This window comes from Halobacillus yeomjeoni (assembly GCF_020171525.1).
Lineage (GTDB): Bacteria > Bacillota > Bacilli > Bacillales > Halobacillaceae > Halobacillus > Halobacillus yeomjeoni.
Window position 1 is genome coordinate 60,128 of sequence record NZ_JAIVAI010000006.1, and the last position, 22,908, is coordinate 83,035.

Genomic DNA, 22,908 nt, shown 5'->3' on the forward strand with positions numbered 1-22,908 from the left:
TATCGCTTTAACGTTATGGGGGTCAGGCACCGATTTTGATTGCCGCAAGCATTTGTTCAACAAAAGGCGCTACCCTTTTTAATTGGCGTACCTCGGCTGAGTCTGATTCCAGTTCATAGCAAAACCCCAGTATTTTGTCCCTTAGGTCAATCACAATAAAGGGACAAAATACACCTGTTGACTCTGCATTCTTCTGCATCTTAATTAATTCACTTTTTATCATGGAGTAGCTCCTGTTTATTTCCTCAAAAACCTGAACTTCTCCTAGATTTGTTGAACCCTCGCTAATGATCAGCTGCTGCAAGTATTGCTTTATATCAACAGGTGGACTTACATGATTAAAATGTTGACTAACCAATTTAGCAACCGATATTGGAGTAATCTTATTCATCATTCTCATCTTCATCGGTATCAATTGCCTTTAGCGCCAAATGTTGCTTGGCCCTTTTTACAACCAACTTTTTGATTTGCTCTAACATTTTAATTTCATCCTGACCTAGGCCTTCAACCTCATCGGTTTCTAACTTTCCGATTTCATCTATAAAATTGGATAAAACCTCTTTTATCGGCACCTTTTTAGTCGGAAAAGCTTTATGGTATGCTTCTTCAACATCTAGCGTACCATCGATAATACCCATAACTTGAGTATTCTTATTTCCTTCCAAAAGCTTAACAAATTTCCTCATGTGATTGGGATTCGAAATCACAGGATCATTATCAGCATCCTTTTCCTTATCCCCAATTACTAATTTATAAAAATCTTTTAGATTTTCCTTGTTGGTAAACGAAAACTCTTCTTCTTTCCAACCTAACCAATTATCCTTAATAGCACGCTTACCGATTGCTTCTTCCATAAGAGAAAAAAGGTAGGTTTTATCTTTTGCATACTTACCATATTCTTCATCGTTCATCAGCTGCTTTAACGCCTTGAATGTTCTGTAGTATTTAGATGCGACTCTTTCACATAGGTGTGCCCATTAATTATACAAAGGTATGAGTGGTAAAGCCCTGTCATTAACTGGTTCATTCCTTGTCACTTAGTGGTAAAATCTATGTCAACGCTGGTACATTTAAGTGGCTGTAATCACGACTCTTTCACCCACATTTGATTATGGATTGAAGACAAGCTCTTATTCTGCCATGGTGATTTGGAAATTTCAATGTATTTTAAATTAAGCTAGATTTTACTAGATACAAATTCACCTATAACAAGACAAGTATATATAGAAAAAGCGATCTATATAATAAGATAGATCGCTTTTTAAACTTATAAGTGTCAAAATATAATGTTATTATCACACAATCCATAATAGAAAGATTACAAAAACAATGAATTTTATTAATTAAACCCAAAAAGTTACTTCACCTTATAATAATCCACATACCAATCAACAAATTTTTGGAGTCCATCCTCTAAGGTAGTTTTTGGTTGAAAATTTATAGCCTCATTCAACAATTCGATAGAAGCATATGTAGTTGGTACATCCCCTGGTTTTATAGGTTCAAAACTCTTATCAAATTCCACTTCTTTCTCTAAAGCATTACTTAAAGCTTTTTCTAATGCAGATATAAATCCCATTAATTTTTCAGGATTGTTATTACCAATATTATATACTTTATGTTGAACATCTGTATTAGGTGGTTTATTTATAAGTCGGTTAATCCCTTCTACAATGTCATCAATATAAGTAAAGTCTCTATAAAGATCCTGTTCAAAATTTCCATTATTAAATATTTTTATTGGTTTACCATCAAAGTATTTATTTGTAAACCCAAAGTAAGCCATATCTGGACGCCCCATAGGACCATAGACAGTAAAGAACCTAAGTCCTGTAGTAGGAATATCATAAAGGTGACTATAAGTATGTGCCATTAATTCATTGGATTTTTTTGAAGCAGCATATAATGATACAGGAGTATCTACAAAATCACTTTCTTCAAACGGGACTTTTTTATTAGCCCCATAAACAGAACTAGATGATGCATATAGCAAATGATTAACTGAATGGTATCTGCATGCTTCAAGTATGTTATAAAAACCTATTATGTTACTTTTAATATAAGTGTCAGGGTTCTCAATTGAATACCTAACCCCAGCTTGAGCTGCAAGATTAATTACTATATTCGGCTTATATTCCTTAAACGCATTCATTAACATACCCTTGTCAGATATATCACCTTTTTTAAAGGTAAATTGGTCATACGGTATAAGCTTCTCCAAGCGAGAATGTTTAAGAGATACATCATAATAATCATTTATATTATCAATGCCAACCACAATACATCCCTGTTCCAATAATTTTTCAGCTAAGTGATAACCAATGAAGCCAGCTACACCAGTAATTAAATATATTTTACTAGGATCAAGATTTTTGTAATTCAACGTCTTTAGACTCCTTAACTTTTATTGTTGCAGGCTCTCTTCCTATTGAGTGATATTCTACCCCAACTTCTAACATATCTTCAACTCTGTATACATTTCTACCATCAAACAATAAAGGGGTTCTCATCAACTGTTTATAAGTTTTAGGAGCTACAGACTTGATTTCTCCCCAATCTGTAAAGATAAAACATACATTAGCTCCTTTTAAAGCCTGTTCAATAGTGGAAGCATATTTTATACTACCGTTACCATTTTTTCCTTCCGGATATACATTAGAAAAATTTTCGGCACCTATAGGGTCATAAGCATAAATATCTGCTCCCTGGTCCAATAATAAAGGAATGTTTTCAAGTGATGGAGCCTCTCTTAAGTCGTCAGTTCCAGGTTTAAACGTTAAGCCTAAAACTGCAACTTTAAGTCCATCAAAAGTAATTAATCTATTATTAGCTTTTTTGTATAACATTGTTTTTTGTACTTTGTTTACGTCAATAGCTGCTCTAACTGTGTTTAGGTGATAACCATTTTGTCGAGATAAATACTCTAAGGCTTTTGTATCCTTAGGAAAGCATGAACCTCCAAATCCTATCCCCGCATTTAAAAATTTACTTCCTATTCGCTCATCATAACTCATTCCTTCAGCTACATCCTCAATATCAGCACCCACTAACTCACAAAGGTTAGCAATGTCATTCATATAAGATATTTTAAGTGCTAGAAAGTCATTTGAAGCATATTTAATCATTTCAGCCGATCTTCTATTTACTGAAACAATTGGTAAATTGAATGGCTTATATATTTCAGTTAATATTTCTTCCGCCCATTCACTTTCCGTTCCTATAATTATGCGTTGAGCTTTAAAAGTATCATGAACAGCAGATCCTTGTGCTAAAAATTCAGGGTTTGAAGCTACCTCTACTTTCACATCATTAACTAGGAAATCTTGAATAAATTGTTCAACTTTATCGTTTGTACCAACAGGTACAGTAGACTTTACAATTACTAAACAATCTTTTTCTACCGACTCAGCAATTTGCCTGGCAACTGTTGCAATGTGTGATAAATTTGCAGAACCATCCGGTTGCTCAGGAGTACCAACACCAATAAAGATTGCGTCTGCATCCCTATAAGCCTCTTTATAATTCGTTGTGTAATCTATTTTATTTAAAGAATAATTTTTTTGCATTAATTCTTCCAAGTCAGTCTCAAAAATTGGTGATATACCATCTTTCATTAATTTTACTTTCTCCTCGTCGATATCAACACAGGTTACTTGATGGCCAATTTCTGCAAAACATACACCTGCTACTAAGCCTACATAACCTGTACCTGCTACTGCTATCTTATACATTCTAACCATCCTTCTAATTTTATTTAAGTACCTCATAACTTCACTTTTAATTAAATAAAATATGCTCTTTGAACATCTCAAACTAGTTATTTTACTTCATATTAAAATTGTTTATATAATATAGTTGTGTATCGTAGAATAAAGTGAAGATTGTTAATATTGAATATTAAAGGAACTTCTTAATTGAAAGGACAAGAATTTAGTAACCTATCCAAATCAATGTCTATTTTATAATCTGTAAAACTATCTATAATATTGTTAATTGTAATATCATTTGTAATTTCTAAAGGTTCCACATCTGCCCTTCCTACAGAATACATATAATCCTTAAATTTAAAATTACCTCCTTTTACATTATTGGAAAATTTTATCGATAGTGAGGGAATCTCATAAGCATCAGCTACTATTAAACCATGTAATGAACTTGAGGCTATTAATTCACAACTTTTTATTTGATCAATAACTACTTCTATATTGTCTTCAATATCTATTAGCAGCACCTCAGAATCTATATTCTTAATCAAATTACGATAATATTTATTTTCTTTATCAACATAATGCGGAATTATACCTAATTTATACTTTCTATTTATTTCAGGATTATAAAATTTAGGTAATAATAATGCTGGGTCCCCATAAACCTCCGGACAATATAATCCTAATTTCACTAAATTATTTCTTGATAGAGGCCCCCTAACTGCATGTATACTTTTAGGAGCTTTTTTTAAAGTACTATTTTCATATTTAAACCCTGACCCCCAAACAATTAACTCATTAATTGGATTATTATCTAATACGCTACCTATTACACTATAAACAGGTTTCCTTTTATAATTAATTATGTTTTTAACATTAACTGGTTTTTTCCCAACCAATTTATTAAAGAGCCATGGATTAAGAGCATCACCAAAATTATTAGACGTTTCTTTTGATTCTGACCAACTAGCAATTATAGTGTTTGAATCTACTGCAACTTGACGAGATAATTGTATATTGGAAGGTTTAAATTTAGGGGAATTCACTTTGTTATATATTCTTTTTAGCATAATAACCACGCCCTTTGTCTTATTGATGAATATTAAGTATTTTTATCACTTTTGTATATTAATGCCTTTATTATGGAAACTTGATGCTTTTTAATAGTGTAACTCTTCATTTTAAAGTTTTGTTACTACCATTCATCCTTATTTTAGTTAAAAAGAATAAAAATATTCTCTTTAAAGGTTTTTTATTTATAATTACAACTAATGAAAATAACAACAAATGTAATAAACTAGAAAAGAAGGAATGCATATTAACAAATAGAAGTAAACTTTGTATAATTAGTATAGTTAAAGATGATATAAAAGAAAGCCATTCTATTCTAATATAAAAGAATTTTTTTGTCTGCCTCATCCTAAACAACCACATAACCAAAAAACCAATCATAGTCGAAAGGGATGCTCCGAATAAACCAAGGTAAGGTATAATTAATATTCCAACAACAATATTAATTATACCGCCATATAAAGAAGTGGTAAAAGCCCCTCCAGTTTTTTTAGATATTATATACCCGGTTCCGTAGAATTTTGAAAAAGCTGAAAACATTGTTGCAAATAGTAATATCGGAATATATTTCCAGGAATCATAAAATTCTTTAGAGCCTAATATTGTAATAAAACTCTTTAAGAAAGGTAGTAGTAAACTTATGGAAATAATAAAAAATATCCGGTTATATAGAAATATAGTAGCATAGGATTCATTTTTATCAGCTGCCTCAGACTCTTCTATAGCAAATATCTGCCATGCATATGCAAACACTCCATACATTAAAACTAATAATGATGGAAGTTTATATGAAATGGCGTATATTCCGGTACTTTCAAATCCTAAAAAGTATGAAATAATATAACGATCAGAAGCATTCATTACCCACCACATTAAAGTGTTAGGAATTAGCGGAATAGAATACAGCAACATTTTTTTTATAAGAGCTTCATCAATATATTTAAATTCTATATAATTAAATATATTACATTTTATTACAAGAAAGACTAAAGCTACTATTTTTGATAAAGCTAATGCTAAAAAATAGCCTTCTATTGACATACTAAGTATTACTAAAAATACTAAATTAAACAATAGAAACATTATAACTTGAATAATATCTGTAATAACAAATGTATAAATTTGTCCGATGGCCCTTATAAAATGTTTAAACTGGATTAACAACATCTCACCAATAATAATAGATATCACTAAATAAAATGACACATTAAATAACACCAGACTCTTATTTATTATTAATATTATAATCAATAATAAAATTAACCCAAAGTTATAAATTAATGCATTAGTGAGAACACTTTTCCTATCACCATTTTTATCCATTGTAAACCTAAATATTGCTTCCCCTAATTGTAATGTTATTAGAGGGATTAATAAATTTATCGAAGTTTGAATTATGTCAAGTTGTCCATACTGATATGAATTAAAAATACGTGTGTAAAAAGGAATTAACAAGAAGTGTATTCCTTTTGATCCTATTGTTCCAATAGCAAATATTAAAGTGTTTTTTCCTAATTTACTATATTTATTACCCATTTTTGATTCCTTTACTTGAAATTTATTATTAACAACCCATTAATTAAAATTAATAAAAATAATCAGATTGGGTTCATTACTTGACTAATATAGTGCTTGATATCTTACTATTTAATATCATAAGAACCATTAATTTCAACTACATCATAATCTATACTAGAAGCATCTCTTATCATTATGCCTTTTAAAAAGAAAAAAAGATTAAAAGTTTGCATCTTTTCCTTCAGTAGAAAGGCAAAAAAAGCCAACATTATAATTAATAATGTAATCCATGATTTATAAATTGTACTGACAAGAGAACTAATAAGCAACAAAGCAGGTAAAAAAATGTAATATGATAAATATTTCGAATAGTTTTTAAGTAAACTTAAAACTCCATATTCATTTATGTGTCTCTTGAAAGCAATAACATAAGAGAAATTAACATCTTTGATCATTTCTAATTTTTTTCGAAAACCTCTTTCACTATGTTTATAATTTAAGTGTAAGTACATATTATCCTCTATGTATTTAATTTGTTTACCTTTTGCTAACAATTTCTTTGCAAATGCTTCTTCCTCTCGTGATTTTTGTTCTATATTATATGAAGTTGAATCAGTATTATTAAGATTTAAGAATAATCCTCCTCCAGGGTGGGTAGTAGAATAATCTTTCTTAATATTTCTTTTGAATTCTTTTAACTTCACTATATTACTTTGTTTATAATATGCATCAATTCTATTTCCTACAACTCCAGCAACGTTGTTCTCAAACATTTGCATATTATTAAAAATATTCTTCAGGAAACTGGTATATAGAACCATATCACCATCTAAAAACAATATATTTTTACCATGTGCATGGTTCCTCCCTATTTCTCTTCCCAATGCAGCTGTATGCTTATTAGATCTATATTTTATGATAGTCCAATACTTTATCTCAGCAACTTTAAGAATTTCTCTTGAAATATCAACTGTTTTATCAGTGGACATTGAGTCAACCAAAATGATTTCATAATCTTCTACATTAAAAAGTTTTTTACAAGCATTTAGTATTGACTTAATACACTTATCAATTACTAGTTCTTCATTTTTTGAAATTACCACTATAGATAAGTCCAATGTTTTGCACTTCCTTACTAAATTTTTTTGCAGTTGTGCTTTAAATTCTTCTTTTCACATAATAGATGAAAGGAAGAGTAAGTAAAATAGATAGTAAAAGGTATCATTATCGTATTAACATATCTAAAGTTTGAATGAGTGAAAATAAGTAATAGTAACGTAATGATAAACATGTAATACAAATAATCTTTTTTAGGTCTTATGAAAAAAATTATCCATACTAAACTAATAACATTTAAGAATACAATTAGTTTTAACCAAATTCCTTTCTGAATAAAAGGATTATATGACCTAGCAATGTTATTCCAAACCATCTCTATAAATATATTGGATGTAATAAACTTTAATGATCCCAAATTATTAAAAGCAAACGTTATTTCTTGCTTTAATTCGTGTTTAGTTACAGAAATATTGTACTTTAAATCTGTATATCTAATTGCAGCATATGTGTTCATTAAATCAAGGAAATATTGGGAGAAAAAAATCATTATGCTAACTACACATATAAATAAGAGAGTTATGTTAAAAATTTTTTTTGAGTAATTACGAATTTTTTGTAAAAGAATTAAGGTTATAAAAATTAAAAAGTAATGTGGTCTAGCGATAATCAAAAATATACTCCCTACAGAAATTGGAATCCTTTTATTTTTCATTAAACCCCAAAAGATGATACATAAACTAGACACAGTTAGAGCTTCTTTTAACAGGAAGAAAGCCCAATAACTCCCCACTACAGACAATCCTATTAATAATAATATGCTGATATTATTTACTAGCTTCAAATTATAATTTCTTGATGTTAATTTAAATATCTCATTGAATAATAAGGAGATTGATAGTATATATAATGAAAAATTCAATCCTCTTGTAAAAGAAAACCCACCAAATTCAATTAATAATTGTATCAGTTGATCAAATACTCCCCTATTATAATCACCGTAAACATAAACACTCTCATCAGGAAATAGTAATTTAGTTATATCTCCATTGAAAACACCCAAATAAAAATAACTTATCATTACACCTATATAGAATAATGCGATAAAAATGAAATTAAATATAGTTATTTTTGACATTTTTTTATTTAGCAGAAAAAGTGTCAAAAACACTATTATTACATTAGTTATTATAATAAAAATAAATCCCATTAAAACAGTCCTTTAACAGCTGATGGTAAAAATGCACTCTACTTTATAAATCAATAAAAATTATAAAGCTTTATCAACACCCAGACTAATTTAAAGTGTTTTCTTCTAGAGTTAATTTTTTTAATCTTTTGTAGAATTTTTTTCTTTTGGCGTTTAATTTTTCCTCAGTGAAGTTACCAGCTACTTCTATATTACGTTCGCTAGCCTCCTCTAACCGTTCAGTATCCTGAATTAATTCGATTATCTTATTTGCGTAGCCTTCATGATCTTTATGATCTACTAAATATTCTGATGGTAAAATTTCTGGTATGCCAGTTACTGGTGATGAAATGCAAGGAAGCCCCACTGACATAGCTTCTAGTACTACTCTTGGCAATCCTTCAGCCATTGAGGGAAAAACAAATAAATCAGAGTTACTAATTAGCTCCCTTACAGCATCACCATCTGGCAATCTACCAGTAAACGTTACATATTTATCAATACCAAAACTTTTAGACATTTTTATGAACTCACTCTTTAACGGCCCATCTCCAATAAACACAATATCTACATCATACCCTTTATTTCGAACTATTTTTAAAGCATTCATTAATGTTACATGCCCTTTACCATAGCTTACAAAAGCATTGGCAACATGCGATATTGTAAATTTAGACTTACCATGATACTTTTTAGGCTCACCAAAACTATTTGCATTGAGTGATACAGATGAATAATTACTATCAAAATAATAATTACTTTCTCCATTTATTATAGAATAGGATGGGTATTTTTTTTGCAAGTAATTTTTAGTAACATAAGAAACACCATTAGCCTTTTTACAAATTCTTTTTAGAAAATTTGTCCAAATACGTCTCACTAAAGGTCTTGTTATGCTTTGAACGGAGCCCTTAGAGAAATATTCCCAAGGATCAACAACCACTTCTACAGCAAATGGTTTTTTAGTAAGCGCAAATTCCTTACACATTATATTCGCAGTTGCTCCAGGTACTCTAAAAATTGCGCAATTAAATCTCTTAGAATAATCCTTAGCCAAATTTCTTATCTTCCAATAGTTTTTCACGTACCCCCAAGGCCCTTTATAGGCAGGTAGTTCTAAAAATTCTACATTATTGCCGCTTGCTAACTTCATATTGTTTGGTATAGATTGTAAAGAGGTTATTCTGCCTACCACATACACCTTATTATATACTGATAAATATCTTTTGAAAAAATCATAGTTATAAACAGATTCGACATATACACTTCCATTAGGGTCTCTATAATAATGACCATCCGGAACCACCATTATTTCCATGAACTCACCTTCTATAATAATTTATCTTTTAAAACAACTAAACATTCTTTAAGTTAGGATTTCCCCCATACAACTCTATTGACATAGTCCGTATATGAAATAATCAATCGTACTACTTTTTCTGAAACATTAGGCATACAATAATCTTCAACAGGCCTTACCACATTATTATCTTGTGCTTCTAAGATAGTCAAACCTTGTAATACTCTTTCTTTTTTCAGTCCTACCATCATGACTGATGCTTCTTCCATCGCTTCAGGTCTTTCATGAGACTGCCTGATGTTTAATGCTTTAAATCCTAAAATAGAAGCCTCTTCACTTATTGTTCCACTATCGCTCAGTACTGTTTTCGCGTTAGTTTGGAGTTTTATATAATCATTAAACCCTAAAGGTTTTGAGATTTTTATTAATGAATTAAATTCGACTTTTTTAGCATTAATCATATTCCTGGTTCTAGGGTGTGTACTTAGAATTACAGGTAGTTTATATTTTTCTGCAATTGCATTTAAACTATCTACTAAATCCATGAAATTAGTATCTAAACTTATATTTTCTTCCCTATGTGCTGATACTACAAAAAATTCATTCTTCCTAAGGTTGTATTTTTCTAATACGCTTGATTTCTCAATATCATATTTCTTTGAATTAAGAACTTCAAACATCGGACTTCCGGTTTTGATAATTCTGTCTGCAGGTAAACCTTCTTTTAATAGATATTCTCTAGCAATATCACTATAGGTTAAATTGATATCAGCTGTGTGGTCTACAATTTTTCTATTTGTTTCCTCTGGTACTCTTTGATCATAGCACCTATTACCTGCTTCCATATGGAATATGGGAATTTGTCTCCTTTTTGCAGCAATTGCACATAAACAGCTATTAGTATCACCCAATACTAAAAATGCATCTGGTTGAACTTTTCCCAAAATTGAATCAACTTTAATAAGGATATTTCCTACAGTTTCTACAGCTGTCCCGTTAGCTGCATTAAGAAAATAGTCTGGTTTCTTTAAACTAAAATCTTTAAAAAAAACTTCATTTAGTTCATAGTCATAATTTTGACCAGTATGTACAAGTGTATGGTCTATTGAATCAGTCTCTTCTAACTTATTAATTACAGATGAGAGCCTAATAATTTCTGGGCGAGTACCAACAACTGTCATGACTTTTAACTTATTCATATCTTAAACCTCCAAGTAGTGAGTATCAGGTTTTTCTGGGTTAAATAGCTCATTCGCCCACATTAAAGTAACCATTTCTGTATTACCAAGATTTTCTATATTATGTGTGTAGCCAGTAGGGATATCTATAACTTCCAATTTATTACCACTAACAAAGTATTCAATAACTTTCTCAGAATTATATCTTCGAAATCGGATAACTCCATGTCCACTTACTACTAAAAACTTTTCATTTTTAGTATGATGCCAATGATTACCTTTGGTAACACCAGGTTTAGATATGTTAACTGAAACTTGGCCTCTATCTGGTGTTTTAATAAACTCAGTAAATGATCCTCTATCATCTTCATTCATTTTAAGATTGTAATTAAATTTATCCTCTGGTAAATAACTTAAATAGGTGCTATAAAGTTTATTAGTAAATGTATTAGACGTATCAGGAACTAATAGTTCTTCTCGACTTTTTTTGAATGAGTAAATCAAGTCGACAATATCTCCTAACCTACTATTGTGAACTATTGGAACTTCGCAAAAGTCGCCCCTCTTATTTTCATTACTCTTCAAAGCATTAATAAATTCTTCAACAACATCATCAATATATACTAAACTCATCTTTGTATCAGCATCGTTGACCGTGACAGGTATATTATTAGCAATATTGTGACAAAAAGTAGCTACTGCACTATTATAATTCGGCTTACACCACTTACCAAAAACATTAGGTAAGCGATACACTAATGCTTTTGCTCCTGTTTGTTTACTGTATTCAAAAAGTAGATCTTCTCCAGCTCTTTTACTAATACCATACGGATTATCTAGTTGGGCTTGAATAGAGGAAGAAATTAATACTGGGCAATTATTTTTGTACACTTTTAGTTTTTTTAACAGTGTTGATGTAAAACCATAATTTCCATCCATAAACTCTGACTTATCCTTTGGACGATTAACACCAGCTAGATGAAACACAAAGTCTGCTTCACTACAATATTTATCAAGTGTAGAAATATCATTGTCCCTATTGTATTCTAGAATTTCATAATGATTTTGGCTTTTTAATTCTGCCACAAGATTCTTACCTATAAAGCCTTTTGCTCCTGTAACTAAAACCTTCATACTTCAACCAACCTTTTCAATTCTTCTTGAACATAATCAAGCTTCAATAATTTCTCTTTTATTTCTTCAATTTTTAACCTTTGTGTATTATGAGAATTATACTCTTTCTCATATGTTAATTTTTGGTCACCTTCTACAAAGTATTTATCATAATTGAGGTCTCTTACATCAGCGGGTACTCTATAAAAACCACCTAAGTCTTCAGAGACCACATGCTCTTCTCTTGTAAGTAATGTTTCGTATAACTTCTCTCCATGACGAGTACCAATAACTTTCATTTCATTTTCAACATTAAATAGCTCCTTTAGAGCTTGAGCAAGATCACCGATAGTAGAAGCAGGTGATTTTTGCACCATAATATCCCCAGCTTCTGCATTTTCAAATGCAAAAACCACAAGTTCAACTGCTTCTTCTAAACTCATTAAAAATCTTGTCATATTAGGCTCAGTTACAGTTAATGGCTTACCGTTTTTTATCTGATCGATAAATAAGGGAATTACTGAACCTCTAGAAGCCATCACATTTCCATATCGAGTTCCACAAATTAATGTCTTCTCCGGATCAACTGTCTTTGCTTTTGAAACAAATACTTTTTCCATCATCGCTTTTGAAATTCCCATTGCATTAATGGGATACGCTGCTTTATCCGTTGAAAGACATATTACTTTCTTAACTCCTCTCTCAATAGCAGCGTTAAGAACATTCTCTGTTCCTATAACGTTAGTTTTGACAGCTTCCAATGGGAAGAATTCACAAGATGGTACTTGCTTCAACGCAGCTGCATGAAAAATGTAATCTACACCGTGCATTGAATTTTTCAAACTTGCTTCATCTCTAACATCTCCAATGTAAAACTTGAGTTTTTCACTGTTATATTGTTTTCTCATGTCATCTTGTTTCTTTTCATCTCGAGAGAAAATTCTAATCTCTTTAATGTCAGTATGTAAGAACCTTTTCATAACAGCATTTCCAAATGATCCTGTCCCGCCAATAATTAGTAGTGTCTTATTTTTAAACAAATTTTTTCTCCTCCGATTTTAAATTGTTGTTAAAATATAAGTCCATTTTATTTAACAAGTCTTCTTTATTAAAGTTATCTTCATAATAGTTCCTGGAATTTATGCCTAATTGCTTTAATTCTTCACTTGATTTATATATTATTTCTATAATATTTTTTGATAATGCCTTTGCATCACCAGGAGGACTAAATAAACCTGCTCTTGATTCTTTAATGATATGGGATGTTTCTCCCTCAGCAGATGCAATAATTGGAACTCCACATGCCATGTAAGATTGTAATTTTGCAGGTATGGTCATAGAAAAAAGAGGGTCACTTGTAAGACTTAGAAATGCTGCATCACTAGAAGCCAGTAATTCCGGAACTTTATTTGCAGGTTGTTTATCTATAAAATTAAACATATCCGATACTTTATATGAATTTACAATGGAAACTAATGTTTCTTTGTACCTCCCATCTCCAACTATATTAAACCGAACCTTAGCATTCACTTTCTTTTCTTTAATTAACAATGCTGCTTTTGGTAATATTTCTAAACCTTGAGCATTTCCGATATTACCAGCAAAAGTAATGTTGAAAGTATCATCACTTGGAATTTCATTAATTTTTTTTCTCTCTAGAGGTTTATAAAATTCTTCTGCATATTGAGGCCAATATTCTACTTTTTCCTTCGGTACATTTCTTTTGATAATTGAATCCACAAAACTATTAGAAGTAGTAAAGATTTTTGTGCAACGCTTGTAAATATAATCTACCATTTTGCCTATAGAGCCAATTATTTGCTTATTTTTAATCCCTGTAATGATCTCTACATTTTCAGGCCAAAGGTCTTGAACATATAAGTAACATGGTATCTGTCTTTTCTTAGCATACCATACACCTGGTAATGCTTGAGTCATCGGAGATACTTCAAATATGAATACATAATCCGCCTTCACTTTTGTGAATATATTCCAAAAAAACCCCGAAACTACAAATGATAAATAATTTAAAACGAGCATAAAAGAGGTATTTCCTCTTGGTATCAGTGGAATTCTAACAACATTAACTCCTTTGAATGTTTCTTTTCTTCTCTTAAAGAGCCCATATCCATCATAATATTTACCTTGTGGATAATTCGGTATGCCAGTAATTACTGTTACTTTATATCCTTTTTCAACCCATTCAGCACAAATGTCATTTATGCGAAACTGCTCAGGGTAAAAATATTGTGCGATAACCAAGATATGTTTTTTCAATATTCTGCCCTCCAATTTTATTTTTCAGTCAGTTCAATTGTTTTCTGAAGATTTCTTATTTGATAATTCACTTTATATTCACTCATACTTTTTTCATAAATCAAATTTCCAAAAACTTTATTAATTATTTCAACTTTCAACCCCAAAATCTTCAATACAGGATTAAAAACTTTTGTAAGTCTAATTCTCTTTCCATGAGCTTCTGCAATTAGTCTCACCATTTCACTAGTATTAACATATTCTTCATTTTGTGGAAAGAACATCCCACAATCCTCTCTGTCTATTAAAATTCTAATTAACTCAGTAAGATTATCAATATGTAGCATACTGCGTTTATTTTCTACATTTGGAAATAATGGTACTTTTCGAGCTACACTTGCTAGCTTAGGGTAATTACCTTTTGAACCCTTACCGTATATCATTGGGGGCCTTATAATCACAATATTATAATCTTTATCCTCTAACGATTTTATCCCCTCTTCAGCTTGAAGTTTACTTTTACCATAATAGTTACTAGGGTTAGGTACTGTATTATGGTCAATAACCATTTCATTAAAGCTACTATCACCATAAACAATAATGCTACTCATAAAAATAAATTGGGCAACACCATCATCTTTAGCTTTTTTAGCAACATTAATAGTAAGGTCACGATTTACCCGATAATACTCCTCTTCCATCCTGGGATCACTAGATACATGTGCTATTCCTGCTACGTGAAAAACAACATCATATATAGAGAAATCTTCCTCTTTCCAAGATTCACACCTTAAACTTAAGGTGTGAATCTCATATCTATTAGAATGGTTAATGAGCCATTTTTTCAGGCTGTTACCAACATAGCTGTTTTTTCCGGTAATTAGAATTTTCTTCATTCAGAAATACTCTCCTTAGACTTAGAAACTTCTTTTTTCATGTCGTAACTACCTTCAAGAACTCCATCCTTTTTCATAACACTTACAAAGGTTAAAATAAAACACTTTACATCCATGCACAAACTAATCTCTTTTGCATAATCTCCATCTAATTTTGCTTTTATATCAATTGGAAGTTCATCTCTTCCATTTATCTGGGCCCACCCCGTTAAACCCGGGGGAAGGTCATTAGCACCATATTTGTCTCGCTCAGCTATTAAATCATATTGATTCCATAGTGCAGGCCTAGGTCCTATTACACTCATTTCACCTTTGAATATATTCCATATCTGAGGTAATTCATCCAAGGAAGTCTTTCTTAAGATTTTTCCTATGCCAGTAATATAAAGATTAGGGTTATCTAAGAGATGAGTTGGAGTATCCTTTGGCGTATCGATTTTCATTGTACGAAACTTCAGTATATAAAAGTGCTTCTTATATATTCCTACACGTTTTTGTTTGAAAAAAACAGGTCCTGGAGACTCTATTTTAATTGCAATGATCAGTATTAAAAAAAATGGTGTTAATAAAATCAGGCCAATTACTGAAAGTATTAAATCAATTAATCTTTTTACATTCATATACATTCTGCCATACACCCTTTGAAATTTTTATTAGACTAACTCTTAATAAAAGTGTGGATTGTCAAATTTTTCTTTCTTATGATTCCCTTTATATCAAATCTTGTTATAATTTTCATCCTATCAACAAATATTCCAGAAATTTCACAACTAGCATACTTTAATTATTTGATACAGCACTTGAAAAGCTATTTTTAACTTCACTCTCTATTTCTGGTGTTATCTTTTCATCTCTTAATTTCGAAGAAAAATCTAATATTATGAATTCTGTATTTAGGTTATTAATGAAGAAATTATATTACATAAGGAGAAGGCTAGTTCTTTTGAACAGCCTTCTTTATTATGTTCTGCATAGATTATGTTAAATTTAATTCACCACTTCACCTACGTCCAGGCGTTCATTCGCTAAATCTACAGCAAAATCTCTAACGTTATCCGTACTGGACGACTCAAATTCATTTATAATTGAATAAACTCCACGCTCATTAATCTCAGTAGTTTTCCCAATAAATATCTTAGGAAAAACTGGTTCAGTATAAACCTCTTTATCTCCCAGTAACTCTTCATACATTTTCTCACCTGGGCGGATACCAGTGAAATGAATTGGTATCTCTTTTTCAGTAAACCCAGATAAATGAATCAAGTTCTTAGCAAGATCCACAATTTTCACTGGTTCACCCATGTCTAGAACGAAAATTTCTCCACCTCGTGCCAATGCTCCTGCCTGCAACACAAGACGTGATGCTTCAGGAATAGTCATAAAATACCTTGTCATATCTGGGTGGGTCACGGTAACTGGTCCACCATTGGCAATCTGCTTCTTAAACATCGGAATCACACTTCCACGACTTCCTAAAACATTCCCGAAACGGACGGCTACAAATTCGGTTTTGCTGTTTTTATTCAATAGTTGTATAACCATTTCAGCTATCCTTTTCGTAGCGCCCATTACATTGGTAGGGTTAACAGCTTTATCTGTAGAGACTAATACAAATTTTCCAACACCATATGTATCCGCAGCTTCTGCAACATTTTTGGTCCCGATGACATTGTTTTTAACAGCTTCTTTCGGGTTCGCTTCCATTAATGGGACGTGCTTATGAGCAGCAGCATGATAAATATAAGAAGGTTCGTATTTTTCTACAATTTCGAAAATCCTCTCCCGATCCTGGACATCAGCTATTACCGTCACCAGTTCAGTATCTATACCTAATTGAGACAGCTCCATATGTATCGTATAAATACTGTTCTCTCCATGACCTAATAGAAGTAATTGTTTAGGATTAAATTTGACTAACTGGCGACATATTTCTGAACCTATCGATCCGCCTGCCCCCGTAACCATAATAGTTTTTCCATTAATCTCAGAGTCGATGGAATTTATGTCAAGCTCTACAGGTTCACGTCCAAGCAAATCTTCAATTTGTACGTCACGTATTTGACTGACGGATACATTTCCTAATGCAATGTCTTCAATCATCGGTAAAGTCTGCACGTCTTTTACAACTTTCTTAGAATTTTTTATGATTGCTTTTACTTTTGATTGTTCAACTGAAGGCATTGCTATGACTATATGATTAACCTCATATTTCCCAACAACGGGGTCAATATCTGTTGTACTTCCTAAAACAGGTAATCCACCAACAGTCAGGTGATGAATCGTCAAGTCGTCATCTAGAAAGCCAACTATTTTAGCCTTGAATTCCTGGGAATTAATGATTTGCCTAGCAAGCATTCGCCCGGCGGATCCTGCTCCGATAATCAACGTTTTCTTTTTATATGAGTCATTATCTTTTGGAGACGGCAAAGTGAACATAGGCTTGATAGACAGACCATAGTTCCGGTAATACTGCCAAGCCAATCTTACACCACCGAGCAATAGTATATGTAACATCCATGTAATAGTAAGGGCTCGTTCGTAAATCATACCAAAAAATAACATCTTGATAAGTGCAGTGGCTATGATTGATAAAGTCACGACTGAGATAATACCAAACAACTCTTCAGTGCTTGCATAGCGCCATTTTTTCTTATACATTCCAAACACACCTGAAAACAGGTGATGAGTAACCAGCAAAGCAAAGGACGACACAATCATAATTTGATCAAATACGGCTACATAAGGGTTCAAAAAGAAATGCGACATGTAGATAGAAAAAGAGACAATAAATGAGTCAATCGCAATCAATAAGAGCAACCTCTGTTTGTACACTGTGGTCATTTTTAAATAGTTTCCCCTTTCAAAAGTGTTCAGTTAAGGTCGGTTGAATTAACAATACTTTAACACTCTTATCATTTATATTTTAAAACTTAGAAATATGTAATAACCCAGACTTTTTTGACACCTGTCATTATTTTGTAACTTTTTAAAGTATAGCAGGTTTATTGTGTCATATAAAGAGGAATTGTAAAACATTTTAAAAGATTAAACCATTTTTTTAATCTTTTATAAGAATGCGCTTTCAATTAATAATAATAAGTAGGTGCAAGTATATAAACCCGCACCTACTTATTATTATTTTCTGAAAATATCAAACAATTTTCTTGTCTTTATATGTTCTGGCGGCTCAGCTGCCAGTACTTTATCTTCAATAATATCTTGAGCATTTTCTGATAGCATGTACACCATATCCAATCCGTAAGACTGCCTCACTTCTTGATATGCCTCTGTCATACAGAAACCGCGGGATGTTGTGTTATGAGCATCACTAGCAATCAGATGCGCAAGGTTATGTTCAATCAATTGATGGGAGAACTTCATAATTTTCTTACCGAAATTCCCACATACACTACCAGCCGTTACTTGGGCATAGGCCCCATCCTTCACTAGGGAATAAAGGACATCAGGGTTTTCTATAATCTTTTTATTCCGCTCTGGATGTGCAATAATTGGTCGAATACCTGACATCTGAAGATCATAAAACAATTGACTGGCATACCTCGGTACAGTGTTTGAGGGGAATTCTACGAGTAGGTAATTTGATTCCATATTAATTGGCAGTACTTCTTCACTGTGAATCCCTTCAATTAATTCCCCGTAAAGGCGGACTTCTTGTCCAGGTACGACATTCAAAGGTATATTCCTAGTTTCAATATGTCGGTTCAACTCTGCCACTTGAAGAAGGATATCATTTCTATAGTTGTTATATACACCATTTTTGTGATGAGGGGAGGCTACGATCGTATCAATTCCATCACGCACCGCCGCTTCTGCCATTTGTATACTTTCCTCGATAGATTGTGCTCCATCATCGACTCCAGGTAAGATATGACTATGTATATCTATCACTTCCAAATCTCCTTTCAAAATCTAATTTCACTTATAAATTTATATGAATTATATCACAGATTACTACAAGCAAGACCTTTTATATCCAATCACTAAAAAAAGAGAGGAGTTATTCACCCCCCTCCACAAACTTTATTGTCCATAATAATAATAGTAATTGCTGTACTTGACTTCCCTATCATTCAAGACAGCACCCAAGATATTCGCCTTCGCTTGTACCAGTTGTTCTTTTGCTTTAATAGCAGCTTCCTGTTCCGTTTGTTTACTTCGTAAAACTAGAAGGACACCATCAACAAAATTAGATAAAATTTGCGAGTCTGCCACAGCAAGTACAGGCGGGGTATCAAAAATAATCATGTCGTAATGATTTTTTGCTTCCTGGATAAACCGCTGCATCTTCATCGATCCCAATAATTCTGAAGGATTCGGTGGAATCGGCCCACATGTTACGACATCCAAATTTTCAACATGAGTTTCATTAATAATATCGTTGATTGCATAATCATTGACAAGGTAGTTACTCAAACCCATTGTATTGTTCAAACGGAAAGTATAATGAATAGTAGGTTTACGTAAGTCGGCATCCACCAATAACACTTTCTTTCCTTGCTGAGCGAATACGACTGCTGTATTTCCTGTGGTAATCGACTTTCCTTCAGAAGGACTCGCTGATGTAACCAGCATTGTTTCCAACTTAGAGTCTACTGAGGAAAATTCGAGATTCGTACGGATGGTACGGAACTGCTCGGCAATCGGTGATTTAGGGTCGTCATTTGCTATTAATCTACGAGCGCGATTTTGTACGATGTTGTTTTTCTTACGTGCCAACAGACTCACCTCTCATACTTGAAACATTAGACTTTTTTTCTGATCGACCGCGTGTCGGTTTGATGTCCTCCGTAGAAATCGTGGATACGACACCCATAATCGGAAGACCAAGGGATTTTTCAATATCTTCTTCAGTTTTGATGGTGTTATCCAGATACTCCAGTAAGAATGCCAAACCTACTCCTACCATCAATCCTACGACAAGCGCAATAGCGATATTCAATGCCGGCTTGGGACTTACCGGTGATGGGTCAGCTGCAACAACAGCTTCGGTCAGGATGTTGACATTATCCACATTCATCAACTGCGGGATTTCTTCTTTGAATACTTTAACGGTTCTGTTTGCGATTGCAACCGCTTGTGTCGGGTCTTCATCAGTTACGACAACGTTAACGACCTGTGATTGATTCGCATTGGAAACTTGGATTTTATTGGCGAGACTCGTTGCGGTCATGTTCAACTCCAAGTCTTCAATGACTTGATCTAAAATGCGAGGACTTTTTATAATAATGTTATATGTATTGATCAATTCGACGTTCGTTCGGATGTCGTTGATATCATAAGGCGTATTCTGCGACTGACTCTCTGACTGGTTGACTATGAATTGTGAAGAAGTTTGATACGTTGGCGTCAGGACAAAAAATGTAATGAGTGCACTAAGTACGGCTGCCCCTGCTGCCAAACTGATAATCAAGAGGATACGTTTTTTCAGCACCTCAAAAATTTCCTTCAATGAAATTGTTTCTTCCATTCGTGAACCTCCAATGTTAGTAGAAATAAAACAGACGTTAGTAGTATATCATACAATAGTCGTTTATTAGTGTTAAAATTTGAAAAATATCACATTTACAACAAAAATTAATATTTTTTCGACAGGAACTTACTTTTTTTGATTAACTTTCATGTATAATTTGATATACATGAAATAAATTATTAGAAAGGATTTGTTCCTATGAGAAAAAAGTCCTTATGGATTGTGATTGGTATATTAGCTTTCAGCATAGGTATTACTGCATTCTTCATAGTTGAAACGAAAGCATTTGCGGATGACTTGGAAAAAGCCCGAACTGCCTATGAAAAGGAAAACTATGAAACAAGTATACAACTATTAGAAAGTGTGGTAGAAAAAGAGCCGAAAAACACCGAAGCACGCCTGCTGTTGGCAGACTCCTACCTTAAAACTCAAAAGTTCGATCGTGCGGAAACACTATTAGAAGACGGCATCAAACTCACCCCAGAAGAACCGAAGTTTTATACATACCTCGCAGACCTCTACCTACATAATAAACAGGTTACAGATGCATTAGAAATACTCGACAAAGGAAAAACGTTCAACAACCATAAGTCGATACAGAAAGCGTATAATCGATTGATTTCACAAATTACGATACACACCCCTCGCACACTCGTCCAAAAAGGTTTTACAAGAACTGTCGAGCTTCAATGGAAAGGAGAAGAAGATGCAGTTATATCCTTGGACGCCGAGTGGTCCTCCCACAACACTGAAGTTGGTAAGGTTAAGGCGTCTTCAAATCAGGTTGCTGTCTTCAAAGCGATTGAACCCGGAACTGCAACCATTCAAGCAGATTGGCAATCGTTGACTTGGGATTTTGAAATGAAAGTAGACGAGCAAGTGTTAAAAGAAATGACCCTGGAGCAAGAAGAAATTGACACCTTGCCGGTTGGAGAAATCTTAGAACTATCGGTGACAGGGGTTGATGAAGCAGGAGAACCTTTTGACTTCTCTCCTGTCTGGTCCTCTGAAAAAGAACGGATTGAATTTGATGAAGACAAAGGAAAATCTGTGACCATTGAAGGAATAAAGGAAGGAAAAGAGACTATAAAAGTAAAATATAAAGATCAGGAATTATCGATTCCTATAAACATCGTCGTAGAAGCATCTACTTTCTCTATAGACTCAAGCCATGAAGGTGAAGGGGCGGTTTGGATTAACCCAAATGAAGAGGAGTATTCAGAAGGTGATACTGTTACTATAGAAGCTAAATCTTCTGAAGGATGGGAATTCATCCATTGGGAAGGCGACCTGTCTGGTGCACCGAACCCTGCTACAGTAACCATAGAAGAGGACTTAGCTTTCAAAGCAATCTTTGAGCAGAAATCCTACAAACTCCGGTTATCGACACGAGGGAATGGCCGAATCATTCGCGACTCCCTAGCCAGCACCTATCCATATAATGAAAAAGTAAGCTTAAGAGCACGCCCGGATGATGGATGGAAATTTGCAGGATGGAAAGGATCAGTTACAAGCAGGTCTTCCGAAGTGACTGTAATCATGGATGAAGATCAAACGTTACAAGCCGTTTTTGAAAAAGTAGAGCGGGATTCGAATGAAGGCGATGAAGAAAACGAGGAACCAGTTCCTCCCGAGCCTGAATCCTACTCCCTGAATGTAAATGTATCCGGCGAAGGTTCCGTCCAAAAATCAAAATCCGGCAGCCGCTTCTCTGAAGGAAGTAAAGTACAGCTGACAGCCTCTCCAAAAGAAGGCTGGGTCTTCACCGGGTGGTCTGGGAGTTCAAGCAGTTCTTCCAGTTCCATCACTCTGACAATGAATGCAAATAAGAATGTCACCGCCAATTTTAAGAAAGAACCTGAACCAGAAAAACGCTACTCCTTGTCGACATCTGTCATAGGTCAGGGGTACATCAACACTTCAGCTACCACAGTCGTAGAAGGTGAAGCCATCGTCGTTACGGCATTACCGGCAGATGGATGGGAATTTGTAGAGTGGCGCGGTGCATTGTCAGGAAGTTCGGCATTATCTTCTGTCAACATGAATGAAAACAAATCCATCGTTGCTGTCTTTGAACAGATCCCTGAATAATTAAGATGACAAAATCCCTCCTGAGTCAGGAGGGATTTTATT

The 22,908-nt window shown here is 33.1% G+C and carries 19 protein-coding genes; 1 reads left to right on the plus strand and 18 read right to left on the minus strand.

All coding sequences use genetic code 11. The features are described from left to right. Window positions 1–22 precede the first annotated feature (22 nt). The 18 genes from LCL89_RS14175 to LCL89_RS14260 form a co-directional block, all read right to left on the minus strand. Window positions 23–394: a hypothetical protein gene (locus LCL89_RS14175; RefSeq protein ID WP_224810625.1), complete on the minus strand. Its 372-nt coding sequence runs from the start codon at window positions 392–394 to the stop codon at window positions 23–25. Continuing rightward, window positions 384–911 (minus strand): hypothetical protein, encoded by a 528-nt coding sequence (locus tag LCL89_RS14180; RefSeq protein ID WP_224810626.1) that lies wholly within the window; start codon window positions 909–911, stop codon window positions 384–386. The genes LCL89_RS14175 and LCL89_RS14180 overlap by 11 nt, the downstream gene beginning before the upstream one ends. Before the next feature lie 446 nt (window positions 912–1,357). After that, window positions 1,358–2,383, minus strand: a complete 1,026-nt coding sequence (locus LCL89_RS14185) for a GDP-mannose 4,6-dehydratase (RefSeq protein ID WP_224810627.1) — start codon at window positions 2,381–2,383, stop codon at window positions 1,358–1,360. Beyond that, a complete protein-coding gene (locus LCL89_RS14190) occupies window positions 2,364–3,731 on the minus strand; it encodes a UDP-glucose dehydrogenase family protein (RefSeq protein WP_224810628.1) in 1,368 nt (455 codons plus the stop codon). Before LCL89_RS14190 ends, LCL89_RS14185 begins: the two co-directional genes overlap by 20 nt. 179 nt (window positions 3,732–3,910) lie before the next feature. After that, window positions 3,911–4,777 (minus strand): polysaccharide pyruvyl transferase family protein, encoded by an 867-nt coding sequence (locus LCL89_RS14195; RefSeq protein WP_224810629.1) that lies wholly within the window; start codon window positions 4,775–4,777, stop codon window positions 3,911–3,913. A gap of 106 nt (window positions 4,778–4,883) precedes the next feature. Beyond that, on the minus strand, window positions 4,884–6,314 hold the full coding sequence (locus tag LCL89_RS14200; RefSeq protein WP_224810630.1) for a lipopolysaccharide biosynthesis protein: 1,431 nt from the start codon (window positions 6,312–6,314) through the stop codon (window positions 4,884–4,886). Window positions 6,315–6,421: 107 nt separating this feature from the next. Beyond that, on the minus strand, window positions 6,422–7,414 hold the full coding sequence (locus tag LCL89_RS14205; RefSeq protein ID WP_224810631.1) for a glycosyltransferase family 2 protein: 993 nt from the start codon (window positions 7,412–7,414) through the stop codon (window positions 6,422–6,424). A gap of 1,233 nt (window positions 7,415–8,647) precedes the next feature. Beyond that, window positions 8,648–9,859 carry a glycosyltransferase family 4 protein gene (locus tag LCL89_RS14210; protein WP_224810632.1) on the minus strand — a complete coding sequence of 404 codons (1,212 nt, stop codon included), beginning with the start codon at window positions 9,857–9,859 and terminating at the stop codon, window positions 8,648–8,650. Between the two features lie 53 nt (window positions 9,860–9,912). Continuing rightward, window positions 9,913–11,040 carry a non-hydrolyzing UDP-N-acetylglucosamine 2-epimerase gene (wecB, locus tag LCL89_RS14215; RefSeq protein ID WP_224810633.1) on the minus strand — a complete coding sequence of 376 codons (1,128 nt, stop codon included), beginning with the start codon at window positions 11,038–11,040 and terminating at the stop codon, window positions 9,913–9,915. Window positions 11,041–11,043: 3 nt separating this feature from the next. Further along, window positions 11,044–12,153 (minus strand): capsular polysaccharide biosynthesis protein CapF, encoded by a 1,110-nt coding sequence (locus LCL89_RS14220; protein WP_224810634.1) that lies wholly within the window; start codon window positions 12,151–12,153, stop codon window positions 11,044–11,046. Beyond that, window positions 12,150–13,172 (minus strand): polysaccharide biosynthesis protein, encoded by a 1,023-nt coding sequence (locus LCL89_RS14225; protein WP_224810635.1) that lies wholly within the window; start codon window positions 13,170–13,172, stop codon window positions 12,150–12,152. Before LCL89_RS14225 ends, LCL89_RS14220 begins: the two co-directional genes overlap by 4 nt. Further along, window positions 13,165–14,409, minus strand: coding sequence for a glycosyltransferase family 4 protein (locus LCL89_RS14230; protein ID WP_224810636.1), 1,245 nt, complete (start codon window positions 14,407–14,409; stop codon window positions 13,165–13,167). The genes LCL89_RS14225 and LCL89_RS14230 overlap by 8 nt, the downstream gene beginning before the upstream one ends. Before the next feature lie 17 nt (window positions 14,410–14,426). Next, the gene (locus LCL89_RS14235; protein WP_224810637.1) at window positions 14,427–15,284 is read right to left on the minus strand and encodes an NAD-dependent epimerase/dehydratase family protein; all 858 of its coding nucleotides are present in this window, start codon (window positions 15,282–15,284) and stop codon (window positions 14,427–14,429) included. Next, window positions 15,281–15,910: a sugar transferase gene (locus LCL89_RS14240; protein WP_224810638.1), complete on the minus strand. Its 630-nt coding sequence runs from the start codon at window positions 15,908–15,910 to the stop codon at window positions 15,281–15,283. The genes LCL89_RS14235 and LCL89_RS14240 overlap by 4 nt, the downstream gene beginning before the upstream one ends. 361 nt (window positions 15,911–16,271) lie before the next feature. Beyond that, a complete protein-coding gene (locus LCL89_RS14245) occupies window positions 16,272–18,092 on the minus strand; it encodes a polysaccharide biosynthesis protein (protein WP_404813433.1) in 1,821 nt (606 codons plus the stop codon). A gap of 327 nt (window positions 18,093–18,419) precedes the next feature. Then, window positions 18,420–19,193 carry a tyrosine-protein phosphatase gene (locus tag LCL89_RS14250; protein WP_224810640.1) on the minus strand — a complete coding sequence of 258 codons (774 nt, stop codon included), beginning with the start codon at window positions 19,191–19,193 and terminating at the stop codon, window positions 18,420–18,422. 132 nt (window positions 19,194–19,325) lie between these two features. Further along, window positions 19,326–20,021 carry a CpsD/CapB family tyrosine-protein kinase gene (locus tag LCL89_RS14255; protein WP_263620729.1) on the minus strand — a complete coding sequence of 232 codons (696 nt, stop codon included), beginning with the start codon at window positions 20,019–20,021 and terminating at the stop codon, window positions 19,326–19,328. Further along, window positions 20,011–20,772 carry a YveK family protein gene (locus LCL89_RS14260; RefSeq protein ID WP_224810641.1) on the minus strand — a complete coding sequence of 254 codons (762 nt, stop codon included), beginning with the start codon at window positions 20,770–20,772 and terminating at the stop codon, window positions 20,011–20,013. Before LCL89_RS14260 ends, LCL89_RS14255 begins: the two co-directional genes overlap by 11 nt. A gap of 201 nt (window positions 20,773–20,973) precedes the next feature. Between LCL89_RS14260 and LCL89_RS14265 the strand changes: the two genes are divergently transcribed. After that, window positions 20,974–22,866 (plus strand): InlB B-repeat-containing protein, encoded by a 1,893-nt coding sequence (locus tag LCL89_RS14265; protein WP_224810642.1) that lies wholly within the window; start codon window positions 20,974–20,976, stop codon window positions 22,864–22,866. The last annotated feature ends 42 nt before the right edge of the window (window positions 22,867–22,908 follow it).